Source organism: Streptomyces sp. CS113 (genome assembly GCF_002188365.1).
GTDB classification, from domain to species: domain Bacteria; phylum Actinomycetota; class Actinomycetes; order Streptomycetales; family Streptomycetaceae; genus Streptomyces; species Streptomyces tendae.
This window is the reverse complement of the sequence record NZ_KZ195574.1, coordinates 730,539-747,002: the sequence shown is the minus strand read 5'-3', so window position 1 is coordinate 747,002 and position 16,464 is coordinate 730,539. Positions and strand designations below refer to the sequence as shown.

Below are 16,464 nucleotides of genomic sequence, written 5' to 3'. Positions count from 1 at the left end.
GGCGCCGGTGCCTCAGGGACCGGCGCCTCAGGGACCGGTGCCCGCCTCCAGGGCGGTGACGGACACCGACGACGCGTTGCCGCCGACCGGGACCTCGCCGGCCGTCCACTTCACCTCGAGGGGCTCCCGCTCGTCCGGCGGGGTGACGAGGAGCGTCGCCGGGACGGCCGTGCGGGCGCCGCTGATCTGCGGGCTGGAGAACGACAGCCCGGCCCACGCGCTCTTGCCCGGCGTCAGCGTGACCGTCTCGGGAGAACCCGGCGCGCGCTCGGGGTCGGGGCCCAGCTGCCTGCCGGACGCGTCCACGAAGGCGGCGCCCGGATAGCCGTGCACCGTGCAGGTGCGGTCGGAGGCGTTGGTGAGCACGACGGGGAAGTTGCGCTGACCGGCCCCCGGGTCCACGCGGCCGACGGCGGCCCGCAGCTCCGAGGTGTGGCAGCGGCCGTCGGTGCGGGCCGACGCCGAGGCCGAACCCGCGGTGTCGCTGGGCGCGGCGCCGACCGCCGGCCCGGTGTCGCCGGGCGTCGCGGTGCCGCTCGCCGGGTCCGCGCCGGCCGTGCGGGCGGCCTCGCTCGGCTGCGGGGTGCCGCTCGACGTGGCGCTCTCGTTGCCGCAGGCGGTCAGCAGGCCGAGCAGCGCGACCCCGCTCGCGAGCAGGGCCGTCCGGCGCAGCGGCTGGGGCGTGTTCGCCATCGCTTCTCCACACTCCCGTCGGGCTCTCGCGTACGGTCCCGCGCGATGGGCACCGTACGCCCTGTACTGCCGAGTGTCCCGCCGCACCGCCCGGGAAACGAGGGGGCGCACTCCGCATCGTGGCGACGGCGCCGGAGCAAGGGCACCGTGGCGAGGGCACGTGATGGGCATCGTGCCAAGGGCGCAGTGGTAGGCGTCGTGGCGAGGGCTCGTGGCAGGCGTGGCGGGGGAGTCGTGGCGCGGGCTCACTCCTCGTCGTCGAGCAGCCCCAGCTCGGCCCAGATCGTCTTGCCCTCGGCCGTGTGCCTGCTGCCCCAGCGCTGGGTGAGCTGAGCCACCAGGAGCAGACCGCGCCCGCCCTCGTCCCAGGTCCTGGCCCGGCGCAGATGCGGCGCGGTGTGGCTGGTGTCGGAGACCTCGCAGATCAGGGTGGCCGTGTCGTGGATCAGCCGGAGCCGGATCGGCGGAGAACCGTACCGGATGGCGTTGGTGACCAGCTCGCTCACGACCAGCTCGGCGGTGAAGGTCGCCTCCAGCAGGTTCCAGTCGGACAGTTGGTCCAGGACCTGCTTGCGCACCGGGGCGACCAGCGCCGGGTCGGCCGGGATGTCCCAGGTGGCGACCTGCCCGGCGGGCAGTCCCCGGGTGCGGGCCAGCAGCAGGGCCACGTCGTCCGCGGCGCTGCCCGACGGCAGGAGGCGGTGCAGCACCCGGTCGCAGGCGGTGTCCAGGGAGTCGGCGGGGGCGGCGAGCGCCTCGCGCAGCAGGGCCTGGCCGACATCGGTGTCCCGGTCCCGGCTCTCGACCAGACCGTCGGTGTACAGCGCCAGCACGCTGCCCTCGCGCAGCTCCAACTCGGCGGACTCGAACGGGAGCCCGCCCACGCCCAGCGGTGGCCCGGAGGGCAGTGCCACCTGCTCGGGCGGACCGTCCGGCGGGACCAGCACGGGTGCCGGGTGTCCGGCCCGGGCCATCGAGCAGCGCCGGGACACGGGGTCGTACACCACGTACAGACACGTCGCACCGACCTCGCCCGCCCGGTCGTCGCCCGACTCCTCGGACAGCCGGACGACCAGGTCGTCGAGGTGGGTGAGCAACTCCTCGGGCGTCAGGTCGATGTCGGCGAGGGTGCGCACGGCGGTACGCAACCGGCCCATGGTGGCCGACGCCGGGATGCCGTGGCCGACGACGTCCCCGACGACCATGGCGACCCGCATCCCGGACAGCGGGATGACGTCGAACCAGTCGCCGCCGACGCCCGAGCGGGCCGCGGGGAGGTAGCGGGACGCCGCCTGCACCGCGGCGGTGGGCGGCAGCCACCGGGGCAGCAGACTGCGTTGCAGGGTCAGCGTGGCCTCGCGCTCGCGCGAGTAGCGGCGGGCGTTGTCGATGCAGACCGCGGCGCGGGCGCTGACCTCCTCGGCGAGCAGCACGTCGTCGTGGGTGAAGGGGTCGGGGCGCCGGAACCGGGTGAAGACCGCGACGCCGAGGGTGGTGCCGCGGGCCTGGAGCGGCACCGACATCGTGGAGTGGATGCCGTACTCCTTCACCCGGCGCAGGCGGGCGGGGTCCCACTGGTGCCAGCGTTCGAGGTCGCCGTAGGCCGCCGAGGCGACGATCACCTGTCCCGAGAGCAGGCACTCGGCCTGGGGCGAGCCGGCCGGATAGACGTCCAGCCGCCCCGGCTCGGTCACCGCCGGGGGCTGGTCCGGAGCGACCGACCGGTGCGCCGTGCGGCGCAGGCCGACCGGCGGTTCGACCACGGTGGCGGGCTCACCGCCGTGCTCGTGCGGGTCGAGCAGGTCGACGCTGACGAAGTCGGCGAGCGGGGGGACGCACACGTCCGCCAGTTCCTGCGCCGTACGGATGACGTCGAGGGTGGTGCCGATGCGCACGCTGGCCTCGTTGACCAGTTGCAGCCGCTCGCGGGCGCGGTGCTGCTCCGTGAAGTCGTGGGCGCTCACGCACACGCCGCGCACCCGGCCCTCGGCGTCCGTGAGCGGTGCGATCCGGGCGTTCCACGCGTGGGCGCGGCTCTCGCCCACGGCCTTGAGACGGGTCTGCATGTCGTGCCGGCGGCCGGTGGCCAGCACGCGCCGCATCCGCCGCTCCAGCTCCACGTTCTGCGGGCGGTCGCCGAAGTCGGTGGCCCGCAGCCCGCGCACGCGGTCCGGCGGGAGTCCCAGCAGCGCCGCCATGGCGTTGTTGACCCCTCGCAGCAGCAGCTGGTCGTCGAAGATCATCATGGCGCAGGGCGACTGGGTGAGGGCCGCTCTGACCAGGGGGTCGTCCTCCGGCTCGGGACCGGATCGCAGGGGGGTGACGGCGAGCCACGTGGCCGGGTCGCCGTCCGCCGCCGCTCTGCGGTGGGCGAGCACCCAGACCGACACCGTGTGACCGTCGCGGTGGCGCAGGGCCAGATTGCCGCTCCACTGTTCGTCGTCGCGTCCGGGAGGTGTGCCGTCGCGGTCGTCCGCGAGCAGTTCGGCGGCGGGGCGTCCCACGACCTCGGCGGCCGGGTGGCCGAGCAGCAGGCGGGCGCCCTCGTTCCACTCCCGCAAGGTGCCGGAGCCGTCGACGACGGCGCGGGCCGTGGCGGCATCGTCGAACGGGTTGACCGGACTCATCGTCGCCACTCCATTGCGCACACTCACAGTGATCAGCGCGTCACCTTGTTCCCAGCCTAGTGGGTTCGGGCCCCGGGCGGACCCGAACCCACCGGGCCCACGGGGCCCGGCCGCCGCGCAGGTCACCGCGCGGTCCGGTCGGCGCCGGACAGAAAGTGCTTTCCGTGGCCTTGACGAGGACGTATGGCCCGACGTCAGAATCTGTTTGTTCACGATCGCTTGTGAGTACTTCTGAGTTCTGCTGAGCCTCGATGTGTTCTGATGAGGGAGATCCGTCATGACGGTCACGCGCAGATCGGTTCTGATCGCCTCCGCCGCCACGCCCGCGGCCGGGATGGCGCTCACCGCCCCGTCGGCGTGGGCCGCGGACGCGCCCGGCGGGTCGGCGGGCCGCAGCACCGTCGCCCTGCGCGACGGCTGGCGCTTCCGGCTGGTCGACCTCGACGGCGCGGCCGAGGACACCGCGGACGCCGCCGATCCCGCCCACGACGACTCGGCGTGGCGCGAGGTCGCCGTCCCGCACGACTGGAGCATCGAGCAGACACCGACCACCGCACACGGCACCACCAGCGGCACCGGCTTCCTGCCGGGCGGCCTCGGCTGGTACCGCCTCGCCTTCACGCTGCCGCCCGCGTACGCCGGGAAGCGGATCTCGGTCGAGTTCGACGGCGTCTACATGGACTCCCGCGTCCACTGCAACGGCCGGGAGGTCGGCCACCACCCCTACGGCTACACCGGATTCGCCTTCGACCTCACCGACCTGGTGCACACCGACGGCCGCACCGAGAACGTCCTCGCGGTGCGGGTGCGCAACCAACTGCCCAGCAGTCGCTGGTACTCCGGCAGCGGCATCTACCGCGAGGCCCGCCTGGTCGTCACCGAGCCGGTGCACGTAGGGCGCTGGGGCACGTACGTCACCACGCCCACGGTGAGCGAGGACAGTGCCGTCGTCCGGGTGGCGACGCAGGTGGTGAACGCCTCGGGTACCGCGCGCGAGGTCGAGATCCGGTCGACGGTCGAGGACGCCGACGGACGCACCGTGGCGCGCACCGCCTCCACGGTGGACGTCGGCGACACGGCCACCGGCACCCAGGAACTCACCGTCGAGCGGCCGCGGCGCTGGGACTTCGCGAGCCCGCACCGCTACACCCTGCACACCGAACTGCGCGTCGGCGGCCGGACCGTCGACACGTACCGCACCCCGTTCGGCATCCGCACCTTCCACGTCGACCCCGCCGAGGGCTTCCACCTCAACGGCAGGTACGCCAAGATCAAGGGCGTCGACCTGCACCACGACCTCGGCGCGCTCGGCGCCGCGGTCAGCATCGACGCGATCCGCCGCCAGATGGCCCTCATGAAGTCGATGGGCGTCAACGCCTTCCGCACCTCGCACAACCCGCCCTCGCCCGAGATGATCGAGGTCTGCGAGGAGATGGGCATCATCATGCTGGTGGAGGCCTTCGACTGCTGGCGCACCGGCAAGAACCGCTACGACTACGGCCGGTTCTTCGACGAGTGGTGCGAGCGGGACGCCACCGAGATGGTGCTCGCGGCCCGCAACTCGCCGGCCGTCGTCATGTGGTCCATCGGCAACGAGGTCCCCGACTCCACCGCCACCGCCGGCCTCGCCATGGCCGACCGGATCATCGACGCCGTCCGCGCCGCCGACGACACCCGCCCGCTCGTCATCGGCTCGGACAAATACCGCCGGATGCCCGCCAAGGGCTCCGCCGCCGACCTGATGCTCGCCAAGCTCGACGGACTCGGCCTCAACTACAACACCGCCAAGTCCGTCGACGACCTGCACGCGGCCTACCCGCACCTGTTCCTGTTCGAGTCCGAGTCGTCGTCCGAGACCTCCACCCGCGGCACCTACCAGGAGCCCGAGCACCTGAACACCGGGGAGAACCACACGCCGGGCGGGCGGGCCACCTCGTCCTACGACAACAACCTGGCCTCCTGGACGATGAGCGGCGAGTACGGCCACAAGAAGGACCGGGACCGCAAGTGGTTCGCCGGGCAGTTCCTCTGGTCCGGCATCGACTACCTCGGGGAGCCCACGCCGTACGACGTCTTCCCGGTGAAGGCGTCCTTCTTCGGCGCGGTCGACACGGCCGGGTTCCCGAAGGACATGTACCACCTGTTCCGCAGCCAGTGGACCGACGAGCCGATGGTCCACCTGCTGCCGACGACGTGGAACCACCGCGAGGGCGACACCGTCGAGGTCTGGGCGTACACCAACGTCGACTCCGTCGAGCTGTATCTGAACGGCAAGTCCCTGGGCACCCGCCGCTTCGACCGCAAGAAGACCGTCGACGGCCGGACCTACCTGGAGACCACCGAGGCCACCGGCGACGACAAGACCTTCACCGACGGCCCCTGGCCCGGCAGTTACACCAGCCCCAACGGCAGCGCGGGCAAGCTGCATCTGACCTGGACGGTGCCCTTCGAAGCGGGCGAGCTGAAGGCCGTCGCCCGGCGCGGCGGCAGGGCGGTCGCCACCGACGTCCTGCGCACCGCCCAGGCGCCGCACGCCGTGCGCCTCACCCCGGACCGCGAGTCCGTCGACGCGGACGGCCGCTCCCTGGTCTTCGTGACCGCCGAGGTGGTCGACCGGCACGGCGTGGTGGTGCCGGGTGCCGAGCACCTGATCTCCTTCGACGTCGCGGGCGGCTCGCTCGCCGGGCTCGACAACGGCCGCCAGGAGAGCGCCGAGCGCTACCAGGCGAGCACCCGCACCGCCTTCCACGGCAAGGCGCTGGCGATCGTCCGGTCCGGCACCCGCCCGGGCACGGTACGGGTGACCGCCCGCGCGGACGGGCTGCGCACCGGTACGGCGACGGTCCGCGCCCGGCGGGTCCCGGACCGGGCGACCACGCCGGCACCGGAGTTCCGCCCCGAGCACCCGGCGCCCGTGGACCACCCGCACGCGGACGCGAGCTACTCCGGGCGGCCCGACACCCTCCCCGCCGCCGTGCTGGACGGCGACCCGGCCACCGGCTGGTCCAACGGCTTCCACAAGGCGGCCACCGCGCTGCTGCCCGCCTTCGACGGGGCCCGCGCCGAGGACTGGATCTCGGTGGACCACGGGCGCACGCGCGCCTACGACCGGGTCGAGGTCTCCTTCACCGTGGACGAAGGGCACAGCCTGCCCGCGGACGTCGGGGTGGAGGTCTGGGACGGCCGTGCCTGGCGTGCGGCCACGCGGGCCAGGACCGAGTGGGCCACCGCCTCCGACACGCCCACGGTCGTCACCTTCGACCGGCTCCGGGGCTCCCGGGTCCGTCTCACGCTGACCAGCCGTCACCCCGGGGAGGCACGGGGAGCGATCCGGGTGAGCCGCCTGGAGGCGCCCGCCGCCTGAGCCGTCGAGGGGCGGTCCGGACGGGCGTCGTGCACCGGAGAACGGACTCCGGAAACCGGTCCCGTCCGGACCGTTGACGGCATGTCATGTCTGCCACAAGCATGGCCTGCGACCGCATTTGGGAGCGCTCCCATTTCCTGGCGAGCGCCACCTCCCCCGAGGAGCCCGGACGTGAAAAGACGCAGAACCGCGCTCGTCTGCCTGACGGCCCTGCTGGCGGCGGCCGTCACCGCGCTGCCCGCCGCCCCGGCCGGCGCCGAGGAGACCGAGCAGGTCAGGAACGGCACCTTCGACAACGGCACCGACTCCTGGTGGGCGAGCAGCAACGTCACCGCCGCCGTGACCGACGGCCGGCTGTGCGCCGACGCCCCCGGCGGCACCACCAACCGCTGGGACGCCGCCGTCGGCCAGAACGACGTCACCCTGGTCGCGGGGGAGTCGTACAAGTTCTCCTTCACCGCCACCGGTACGCCCGCCGACCACGTGGTCCGGGCGATCGTCGGCCTGTCGGTGTCCCCGTACGACACGTACTACGAGATCAGCCCGCAGCTGAGCGTCTCCGGCAACACCTACTCGTACACCTTCACCTCGCCCGTGGACACCGCCCAGGGCCAGGTCGGCTTCCAGCTCGGCGGCACGCCGGACGCCTGGCGGTTCTGCGTGGACGACGTGTCCCTGCTGGGTGGCGTGGCGCCCGAGCCCTACGTGCCGGACACCGGGCCGCGGGTGCGGGTCAATCAGGTCGCCTACCTGCCGTCGGGACCCAAGAACGCCACGCTCGTCACCGACGCCACCGCCCGGCTGCCCTGGCAGCTGAAGGACGACGCCGGACGGGTCGTCGCCCACGGCCGGAGCGAGCCGCGCGGCGTCGACGCCTCCTCCGGGCAGAACGTCCACTCCATCGACTTCGGCCGGTACAAGAAGCGCGGCGAGGGCTACACGCTGGTCGCCGACGGGGAGACCAGCCGCCCCTTCGACATCGGCACGGCCGCCTACGAGCGGCTGCGCCTGGACTCCGCGAAGTACTACTACACGCAGCGCAGCGGCACCGCCATCAGCGACGGACTCCGCCCCGGCTACGGACGCCCCGCCGGACACGTGGGCACGGCGCCCAACCAGGGCGACACCGAGGTGCCCTGCCAACCCGGCGTGTGCGACTACACCCTCGACGTCTCCGGCGGCTGGTACGACGCCGGCGACCACGGCAAGTACGTCGTCAACGGCGGCATCTCCACCTGGGAGCTGCTCAGCACCTACGAGCGCTCCCTGCACGCCCGCACCGGGGAGCCCGCGAAGCTCGGTGACGGCTCGCTCGACATCCCCGAGAGCGGCAACAAGGTGCCGGACATCCTCGACGAGGCCCGCTGGGAGCTGGAGTTCCTGCTGAAGATGCAGGTGCCGGACGGGCAGCCGCTGGCCGGAACGGCGTACCACAAGATCCACGACGAGCAGTGGACCGGGCTGCCGCTGCTGCCCAGCGACGACCCGCAGAAGCGCGAGCTGCACCCGCCGACCACCGCGGCCACCCTCAACCTGGCGGCGACGGCCGCGCAGGCCGCCCGCCTGTACCGCCCCTACGACCGGGAGTTCGCCGCCCGGGCGCTCGACGCCGCCCGCACCGCCTGGAGCGCGGCACTGGCCCACCCGGACCTGCTCGCCGACGCGAACGACGGCATCGGCGGCGGCGCCTACCCCGACGCCGAGGTCGCCGACGAGTTCTACTGGGCCGCGGCCGAGCTGTACCTGACGACGGGGGAGCGGGACTTCAAGGAGTACGTGCTGGACTCCCCGGTGCACACCGCCGACATCTTCGGCCCGATCGGCTTCGACTGGGCGCGCACCGCGGCCGCCGCCCGCCTCGACCTGGCGACCGTGCCGAGCCGCCTCCCCGGCCGGGACCAGGTGCGCCGCTCCGTCGTCCGGGGCGCCGACGGCTACCTGGCCACGCTGAAGGCCCACCCGTACGGCATGCCCTACGCACCCGAGGGCAACGTGTACGACTGGGGCTCCAGCCACCAGATCCTGAACAACGCGGTCGTCCTCGCCACCGCCTACGACATCACCGGCGGCTCCAAGTACCGCGACGGCGCCGTGCAGAGCATGGACTACATCCTCGGCCGCAACGCGCTGAACATGTCGTACGTCACCGGATACGGCGAGGCCAACGCGCACAACCAGCACAGCCGCTGGTACGCCCACCAGCTCGACCCCGCCCTGCCCGCGCCGCCCGACGGCACCCTGTCCGGCGGTCCGAACTCGAGCATCCAGGACCCCTACGCACAGAGCAAACTCCAGGGCTGCGTCGGACAGTTCTGCTTCATCGACGACATCCAGTCCTGGTCGACCAACGAGCACACGATCAACTGGAACGCCGCGCTGGCCCGGATGGCCTCCTTCGTGGCGGACCAGGGATGACCGGCTGATCCTGTCACCGCCCCCGTCGAGGGCCGTACCGCTTCCGCTCCGAGAATGCGGAAAACCGGTGCGGCCCTCTTGGCGTGCCGTGGATTCTGACCTTCTTTCAAAGGCGGCCGATGTTGCCCGGTCGCCTTGTTGACCATGAGTGGTTTGTGCGAGAGTGAAGCACCCGTGCGGGGGGTAAAGGCCGGGTCTCGCACGCGCTTTGACGGGCCGGGTCCGCTTTTCGCCATGGCGAATTCACACCTCTCGCGCTCCGCCCAAGAGGTACACACCAATTGGTGGGTCCTTTTCGGCGATCGGAACTTCTGAGTCGCCTGCGCGTGGGAAGGAAACACCTCAGTGCCCACCCCCCACCCCCCTCGGCCCGCCCACCCGCCCGCGGGCGGGGACCCCGGGGAGTCCGACGAGTTGCTGGCCGCGCGGCTCCGGGACGGTCCGGAGAGCGAGAGGGCCCGGATCGCCGCGCTGCTGATGGCCCGCCACTGGCAGCCCGCGCACGACTACGCCACCATCTGTCTCGCCACTTCGGCCCAGGTCACCGGCATGGTCACCGCGGCGGCCTGGCACCGGGTGCTGGCCCGGCTCGCCGAGGGCGAAGCGGCCACCGCGCTGCGCCCGCGCCTGCTGGTGGCCGTGCGCGACACGGTTCGCCAGTGGTCCGCCGACGACGCGATATCCGGTGCCGTGCCGCAGTTGCTCAAACCGGCCGGCGGACGGGGCATGCGGGCGGCGAAGTCCTTGACCCCGGAAAACCGCACGCTGGCCGCCCGGGCATTCGCCTCTCTTCCCGGGCCCGCCCGTAGTTTGCTGTGGCACACGGAGGTCGAAGGCGAGTCGATAACTGTCCCGGCCGGTCTGCTGGGCATGGACACCGACACCGCGTCGGCCACTCTCGAACAGGCGCGTGAGAAATTCCGCGAGGGTTGTCTGCACGCCCACCGGCAGCTCGCGCCGAGTCAGGAGTGCCGCTTCCAGGGCAGGCTGCTCGACGTCCCGATCCGCCGGGGCGGCGCCCTGCTGCCGGACGTGCGCAAACACCTCGCGGACTGCCGTCACTGCCGGCACGCGGCCGACCAACTCGGCCATTTCGAGCGGGAGCTGGGCACCCTGATCGCCGAGGCCGTGCTCGGCTGGGGCGCCCGGCGCTATCTCGACTCCCGCCCGGCCCGGGCTACGCTCGGCGCGCTGGCCAAGGGCGCCGCCCGGCACCGCGGCGCACGCCCCGGGCTGCTGGCCCGGATTCCGGTGCCGGTGCGCGGGACGCCGGGCCGGCCGCGTTCCGGACGGTCGGTGCTCCGGCAGTTCGGTGCCGCCTCCGCCGGGGTGCTGGCCATCGTGCTCGTGGTGAGCGTGTGGTCCTACGACGGCGGCGGCGCCGATCCTGCCGCCTCCACCAGCGCGGTCGACGGCGACGGCCAGACGTCCGCGACGAGCCGCCCGAAACCGCCCGACGCGGCCGGGATGCCCGCGGCGGCGGACCGCACCCGGCTGCGCAACGCCGCCGCGGACCTCTGCCTCGACGTCCGGGGCGAGCCGAAGGCCGGTGCCGGTGCCCGGCTGGCGGACTGCTCCGAGGCGTGGACCCAGCAGTGGACCTACGAGGACGACGGGCTGCTGCGCAGCGTCGCCGACCCGGGGCTGTGCCTGGACTCGCGGGCGGACGCCGGCGTCGTCATCCTCGGCACCTGCGCCGACGCGGGCACCGAGCGGGGCGACGACGTGCGCTACGACCTCACCGGCCGGGGGGAGTTGGTGCCGCGCGGCCAGAAGCTGCTCGCGCTCGCCGCCACCACCGGCGCCCCGGACGCCGAGATCGTCGTCAAGGTGCACGACGGCTCCGAGACCCAGCGCTGGCGCACGGACCCGGTGCCGACGGCGGAGGGCTCCCTGTCGATCGCCCGCACCGACGACCCGGGCGCGCGGGCGGTCGACCTGTCCGGCGGCTGAGCGGACCCGCACCGTTCGGGGCGACGGCGCCGTCGTCCCCTCACGCCGGGTCCTCGACCAGGTCGGCGGGGACCGGCGTGGCCGGTGAGGCGTGCCCGGACAGGGCCAGGGTGAGGTCCAGTTCGGCCAGCAGGCAGCGGATCACGTGCTCGACGCCGGCCTGGCCGTCCAGACCCAGTCCGTAGACGTAGGGACGGCCCAGGAGCACGGCACGGGCGCCGAGCGCGAGTGCCTTGAAGACGTCGTCGCCGGTGCGGACGCCACTGTCGAAGAGCACGGTGAGCCGGTCGCCGACCGCCTCCACCACGCGCGGCAGGGCGTCCGCCGCCGCGACGGAACCGGCCACCTGGCGGCCGCCGTGGTTGGAGACGACCACACCGTCCATCCCGGCGTCGGCGGCGAGCCGGGCGTCGTCCGGGTGCAGGACGCCCTTGAGGACGATCGGACCGTCCCAGTTCTCCCGCAGGAACGCCAGGTCGGGCCAGGACTTCGCGGGATCGGAGAACATGCCGACGAAATGCATCACCGCCGCGTTCGGATCCTCGTGGACCGGCTTGGCCAGACCTGCCCGGAACGCGGGGTCGGAGAAGTAGTTGGCGGTGCCCACTCCGTGCAGGAACGGCAGGTACGCCTGGTCGAGGTCGCGCGGGCGCCAGGACAGCAGAGGTGTGTCCAGCGTGACGAAGAGCGCCGTGTACCCGGCCGTCCGGGCGCGCTCCAGGAAGCTGCGCGCCACCTCGCGGTCCTTCGGCCAGTACAGCTGGAACCAGCGCTCGGCGTCGCCCATCGCCTCGGCGACCTGCTCCATGGGCGTGCTGGAGGCGGAGGAGAGGATGTACGGCACGCCCTGGGCGGCGGCGGCCCGGGCGGCGGCGGGCTCGGCGTCCGGATGCATGATCGACAGGACGCCGACCGGCGCGAGCGCCAGCGGCGCGGGCAGCTCACGGCCCAGCACCTCGACCCGCAGGTCGCGCTCGTGCACGTCCCGCAGCATGCGCGGGACGATCCGGCGCCTGGCCAGGGCCGCCCGGTTGGCGCGGGCGGTGCTGCCGTCGCCCGCGCTGCCCGCGACGTAGCCGAAGGGCCCGGGGCCCAGGCGCCGCTCGGTCAGCTCCTCCAGCCGGGTCAGGTCGGTGGGCAGGCGGGGCACCGCGCCCGTCATGCCGTTCAGATAGATCTCGTACTGGAAGTCCGCCCAGTGCTTCGGCATCCCACGTCCGCCTCTCGTCGTCGAGCTCGCGCTGCCGGCACCCTACTCGCGGGTACGCAGGGGGTGGCCGCCAGGGTCGACGCGGGTGTTTCAGAGGTGTTTCAGGCCGATTGGCGAAGGTGTGGATCACGCCATTCGGCCAGTTCTGGTCTCAACATTCGATCTAGAAAAGCCCAGTTGTGGACTTGGAACGTTCAAATTCCGTGACTTCACGCCACTGATTCAATACGCAAGGTTACCGAAACCCATGGGGTCGAGATGAGTTTCGGTGCCGGACTCGGCAGACTCGCGCTCGCCGCTGCGGCACCTACCGGAGCCGCAGCGGCACCACCCTCGAAACGAGCGGAAGGATGCACACCATGCGGAACACCGCGCGCTGGGCAGCGACTCTGGGCCTGACGGCCACCGCCGTCTGCGGGCCCCTCGCCGGGGCCTCCCTCGCCTCCCCGGCCACCGCCCCCGCGTCGCTCCACGCCCCCTCGGCCCTGGTGCTGACGGTCGGGCACGGAGAGAGCGCTGCCACCGCCGGCCCCCTGCGCGCGGTCACCCTGACCTGCGCCCCGACCTCCTCCGGCACCCACCCGGCGGCCGGCGCGGCCTGCGCCGAACTGCGCGCCGCGCACGGCGACCCGGACGCCCTGGCCGCCGGGGAACCGGTGATGTGCACCCGGGAGTACGCCCCCGTGGTCGTCACCGTCGACGGGGTCTGGCAGGGCCGGCGCCTCTCCTACGAACGGACCTTCGCCAACGAGTGCGTGAAGAACGCGGGCAGCGCGAGCGTCTTCACGTTCTGAGACCGGGACCGCCGGGACGGTACGGCGTGATCGGCTGCTCGCTACTGGGGAGTGCGAGCGCCGCCGTACGGGTCCCGCGGGCCCGCACCGGGGGCGGCGGACGGAGTGGGGCCGTCCGCCGCCCTCCCGCACCCGGGACCGCGTGCCCCGGACCGGGGGTCAGCCCTTCGCGGGCGGTCCGTCACCATCGGCGCCGGACGACCGGACGCGGTGGCTGGTGTCGCACCAGGGGAAGCGCCGGCTGCGCCGGCAGGTGCACAGCGCCACCCGGAAGCGGTCGGAGGACACCGTCGTGCCGTCCTCCAGCTCCACCTCCACCGGCCCTTCCACCAGCAGCGGCCCCCGGCGCTGGACCTTGATCCGGCGCGGCGCGTCCGCCGGGCGCGGGACGTCAGACGGGGAGTTCGGCACGGACGACCACCAACTCCTCCTCGTGCTCGGCCAGGGACAGCAGCCCGCGCTGCCGCAGCCAGCGCTCGCGGCCGCGCAGCACCGGACCGAACGCGATCCGCCGCCGCCGGATCACCGCGGCCTTCAGGCCCGCCTCGCGCAGCAGCGCCTCGGTCCTCGCCGGATCGCTGAGCGCCGACTGCACGAGCAGCAGCACCCCGCCCGGGCGCAGCAGCCGGGGCGCCTCCAGGCAGATCCGGTCCAGGACCATGCGGCCGTCGCACCCCGCGTCCCAGGCCCGCGCGGCACCACGCGGCCGACGGCCGGCGCCGGGGGCCGGCACGTACGGCGGATTGGCCAGCACCAGGTCGAACGACTCGCCGCGCACGGGCGTGAAGAGGTTGCCGTGCCGGACGCGGATCCGCAGCCCGGCCCGGGCCGCGTTGAGCCGCGCGGCGCACACCGCGCGCCACGACACGTCCACCGCGGTCACCCGGCCGCCCCGCAGCGCCGCCGCCAGGGCGAGGGCACCCGAGCCGGTGCCCACGTCGAGCACGGCCGCGCCCGGCGGGAGCGACTCGTCGGACAGCGCCCCGGCCAGCAGGGCGGTGTCCTCCTGAGGGGCGTAGACGCCCGGTAGCACCATGAAATTCACGGAACCCACGTACCCCGGCCGTCACAAAACATGAGCGATCTCCCCGGGTGCGCGGCGCGTGGCGGGCAGCGGCCTGAGCAGGGACGACCGTCCCGCGCGCCAGTCGGCGAGCAGCCGGGTGCCCAGGCGCTCCTCCAGGTGTCCGGTCGCGTCGATGCCGAACACGACGTCCGCCGCCAGCCCCGGCTCCTGCTCCAGCAGGCCGTCGATCACCTCGTGCCGCACGATCTGCTCGTGCACCGCGTCGGCCTCGACGTGCTCGTCGTAGAAGTGCTCGGCGGCCGGACCCGCGCCGGTGCGCCGCATCGCCTCGGCGAGCCGCCGGGAACCGGGCGACGAGGTGATCTCCACCGCCGCGAAATGCCCCACCAGCGCGCCGCGCAGCGACCGGTGCAGGCCGAACAGGGACATCATGTTCACCGTGGCCAGGCACTCGGCCGAGGCCGCGTCCAGATGGGCCCCGTACGTGGTGTCCAGGTCCAGATCCGTCATCAGGTCGGCGAACAGCCGGGCGTGTACCCGCTCGGCGCGGCCACCGCCCCACTCGTCGAACTCCACCGCCGCCATCGCCGCCTTCGGGCGGCCCCACAGCCGCGGCAGCACCCAGGCGTGCGGGTCGGCCTCCTTGAGGTGGTAGAGGGAGCGCTGGGCCGCGTACTCGCGCAGGTGCCACCACTCGCCCTCGTCCCGCAGGAAGTGGCTGACCCCCTCGCCGTGGACGGGCTCGACGAGCAGCGCCCCGACGGCGTCCGCGACGCTGTCGTGCACCGGGGTGTCGGCCCGCAGGGCGGACAGGAAACGCCGCTCCAGCGCGGCCCGCACGCCCAGCAGGCCTGGGTCCCACTCCAGGCCGGGGGAGACGCCCTCGAAACCCCGGTAGTGCAGCTCGTAGCACTGGTAGAGGGCGAGCTGGAGGTCGTCGCCGTACACGGGCGCGGCGGCGACGGCCTCGGGGGAGGGCAGCGGGCCGGTGCCGAGCAGATGTGCGCCGACGGCCCCGGAGACCGGTCCCCGGGCCGTCGGCAGCTGTGGTCCTTCGCGGTCGTACTCCATGCGCCGCGAGTACCCGGACACCGCCGTGGCACCCCCGGTCGCGCGGAGCGGGACGTCACTCGCCCTCGACGTCCTCCTGGGCACCGGTGTTCGGCGAGGTGGCGTCCCCCGCCTCGCCCCGGCGCCCGCCCTCGTCGGACTCCGCGTCGCGGGGCCTGGCCTCCTCGATCTCCCGCAGCACCTCCTCGATGGCGGTCTCGGGCTGCTGGTGGTCGTGCTCGCCGTTGTGGGACACGGGGGTCCTCCTCTTTCCGTTCGTACGGCTGTGCTCGCCGTCGTTCAGTTCGACGCGGACGCCAGGCGCAGGGGCACCGGCGCCGGGGGAGCGGCCTCGTCGCTGCGGCGGACGACCTCGGACCACCAGGACGGACCGTCCTCGATGTGGCGCAGCAGGACGCCCTCGCGGATCGCCCAGGGGCACAGCGCCACCGACTCCAGACCGGTCAGCTTCATCGCGGTGTGGCCCACCACGGCGCCGGCCAGGCTCTGCGCCGCGCGCGGCGCGGAGATGCCGGGCAGCCGGGCCCGCTCGACGGCGGACAGCGCGGCGAGGCGCACCACCGCGTCCCCCAGATCCGAGCAGCGCATCCGCCGCTCCATGAAGGGCCCGTGCCGGCCCGGCGGGGCGCCGCACAGCCGACCGAGCTGCTGGAAGGTCCGCGACGTGGCGACCGCGGTCCGCGGTCCCTCCCAGCGGATCCGCGCGGCGGCGTCCCGCAGCTGGTGGCGGACCTTGCGGCGCAGCGCCTTGAGCTGGTCCGGCGACGCCGGGTCCAGGCCGCCCGCCAGGAACTCATGGGTGAGCCGGCCCGCCCCCAGCGGCAGCGAGGCCACGAAGCCCGGCAGCCGGCCACGCCCGAACGCGATCTCCAGCGAGCCGCCGCCGATGTCCAGCAGCGCGAGCGGCCCCGACCGCCAGCCCATCCAGCGCCGGGCCCCCAGGAACGTCAGCTCCGCCTCCACCTCGCCCGGCAGGGTGCACAGCGGCACGCCGGTACGGGCGTGGACGGTGCGCAGCACCTCGCGCCGGTTCGGCGCGGCGCGCACCACGGCGGTCGCGAAGGCCAGCGGCCCCGACGCGCCCCAGCGGTCCGCGGTCCTGCTCGCGTCGGCGACCGCCTCGACGAGCCGCTCCACGGCCTCCTCCGGGACCGGACCGCCCGGCCTGACCTGTTCGGACAGCCGCAGCCGCCACTTCGCGGTGTGCACCGGCAGCGGGACCCCGCCCTCGGCGTCCGCCACCATGAGCCGGACCGTGTTCGATCCCACATCCACCACGCTGATCCGCATGAGGGCAACAGGTACCCATT

General features: G+C 73.6%; 12 protein-coding genes. 4 read left to right on the top strand and 8 right to left on the bottom strand.

Annotated elements, in window-relative coordinates:
* Positions 1 to 27: 27 nt before the first annotated feature.
* Complete coding sequence (locus tag B9W62_RS03085; RefSeq protein ID WP_087804943.1) at positions 28 to 693, bottom strand: DUF4232 domain-containing protein; 666 nt, start codon at positions 691 to 693, stop codon at positions 28 to 30.
* A 245-nt stretch (positions 694 to 938) separates the two neighbouring features.
* Complete coding sequence (locus B9W62_RS03080; RefSeq protein WP_179235320.1) at positions 939 to 3,320, bottom strand: SpoIIE family protein phosphatase; 2,382 nt, start codon at positions 3,318 to 3,320, stop codon at positions 939 to 941.
* A 277-nt stretch (positions 3,321 to 3,597) separates the two neighbouring features.
* On the opposite strand from B9W62_RS03080, the gene B9W62_RS03075 reads away from it, so the two are divergent.
* From B9W62_RS03075 to B9W62_RS03065, 3 genes are all read left to right on the top strand, one after another.
* Positions 3,598 to 6,684, top strand: coding sequence for a glycoside hydrolase family 2 TIM barrel-domain containing protein (locus B9W62_RS03075; RefSeq protein ID WP_087804939.1), 3,087 nt, complete (start codon positions 3,598 to 3,600; stop codon positions 6,682 to 6,684).
* 171 nt (positions 6,685 to 6,855) lie between these two features.
* Entirely contained in the window at positions 6,856 to 9,099 is a 2,244-nt protein-coding gene (locus B9W62_RS03070) for a cellulase (RefSeq protein WP_087804937.1), read from the top strand.
* 345 nt (positions 9,100 to 9,444) lie between these two features.
* Positions 9,445 to 11,052 carry an RICIN domain-containing protein gene (locus tag B9W62_RS03065; RefSeq protein ID WP_087804936.1) on the top strand — a complete coding sequence of 536 codons (1,608 nt, stop codon included), beginning with the start codon at positions 9,445 to 9,447 and terminating at the stop codon, positions 11,050 to 11,052.
* 40 nt (positions 11,053 to 11,092) lie between these two features.
* On the opposite strand, the gene B9W62_RS03060 is transcribed toward B9W62_RS03065, so the two are convergent.
* Positions 11,093 to 12,262, bottom strand: a complete 1,170-nt coding sequence (locus B9W62_RS03060) for a lactate 2-monooxygenase (RefSeq protein WP_087804934.1) — start codon at positions 12,260 to 12,262, stop codon at positions 11,093 to 11,095.
* Between the two features lie 359 nt (positions 12,263 to 12,621).
* On the opposite strand from B9W62_RS03060, the gene B9W62_RS03055 reads away from it, so the two are divergent.
* Positions 12,622 to 13,056, top strand: a complete 435-nt coding sequence (locus tag B9W62_RS03055; RefSeq protein WP_087811709.1) for a protease inhibitor — start codon at positions 12,622 to 12,624, stop codon at positions 13,054 to 13,056.
* Positions 13,057 to 13,215: 159 nt separating this feature from the next.
* On the opposite strand, the gene B9W62_RS03050 is transcribed toward B9W62_RS03055, so the two are convergent.
* From B9W62_RS03050 to B9W62_RS03030, 5 genes are read right to left on the bottom strand one after another with little or no spacing between them, the layout of a single operon-like run.
* Positions 13,216 to 13,467: a CDGSH iron-sulfur domain-containing protein gene (locus tag B9W62_RS03050; protein WP_179235319.1), complete on the bottom strand. Its 252-nt coding sequence runs from the start codon at positions 13,465 to 13,467 to the stop codon at positions 13,216 to 13,218.
* Positions 13,448 to 14,092 carry a HemK2/MTQ2 family protein methyltransferase gene (locus B9W62_RS03045; protein ID WP_179235318.1) on the bottom strand — a complete coding sequence of 215 codons (645 nt, stop codon included), beginning with the start codon at positions 14,090 to 14,092 and terminating at the stop codon, positions 13,448 to 13,450. Before B9W62_RS03045 ends, B9W62_RS03050 begins: the two co-directional genes overlap by 20 nt.
* A 30-nt stretch (positions 14,093 to 14,122) precedes the next feature.
* Positions 14,123 to 15,154, bottom strand: a complete 1,032-nt coding sequence (locus B9W62_RS03040; RefSeq protein WP_087804930.1) for an iron-containing redox enzyme family protein — start codon at positions 15,152 to 15,154, stop codon at positions 14,123 to 14,125.
* Positions 15,155 to 15,209: 55 nt separating this feature from the next.
* Entirely contained in the window at positions 15,210 to 15,389 is a 180-nt protein-coding gene (locus B9W62_RS03035) for a hypothetical protein (RefSeq protein ID WP_087804929.1), read from the bottom strand.
* Between the two features lie 44 nt (positions 15,390 to 15,433).
* Entirely contained in the window at positions 15,434 to 16,444 is a 1,011-nt protein-coding gene (locus tag B9W62_RS03030; RefSeq protein ID WP_087804927.1) for a Ppx/GppA family phosphatase, read from the bottom strand.
* Between the last annotated feature and the right edge of the window lie 20 nt (positions 16,445 to 16,464).

Excerpts from the sequence above, each read along its gene's own strand:
- B9W62_RS03040 (WP_087804930.1), bottom strand. The coding sequence starts at position 15,154 with ATGGAGTACGACCGCGAAGGACCACAGCTGCCGACGGCCCGGGGACCG.
- B9W62_RS03060 (WP_087804934.1), bottom strand. The coding sequence starts at position 12,262 with ATGCCGAAGCACTGGGCGGACTTCCAGTACGAGATCTATCTGAACGGC.
- B9W62_RS03085 (WP_087804943.1), bottom strand. The coding sequence starts at position 693 with ATGGCGAACACGCCCCAGCCGCTGCGCCGGACGGCCCTGCTCGCGAGC.
- B9W62_RS03075 (WP_087804939.1), top strand. The coding sequence starts at position 3,598 with ATGACGGTCACGCGCAGATCGGTTCTGATCGCCTCCGCCGCCACGCCC.
- B9W62_RS03045 (WP_179235318.1), bottom strand. The coding sequence starts at position 14,092 with ATGGTGCTACCGGGCGTCTACGCCCCTCAGGAGGACACCGCCCTGCTG.
- B9W62_RS03030 (WP_087804927.1), bottom strand. The coding sequence starts at position 16,444 with ATGCGGATCAGCGTGGTGGATGTGGGATCGAACACGGTCCGGCTCATG.
- B9W62_RS03080 (WP_179235320.1), bottom strand. The coding sequence starts at position 3,320 with ATGAGTCCGGTCAACCCGTTCGACGATGCCGCCACGGCCCGCGCCGTC.
- B9W62_RS03055 (WP_087811709.1), top strand. The coding sequence starts at position 12,622 with ATGCGGAACACCGCGCGCTGGGCAGCGACTCTGGGCCTGACGGCCACC.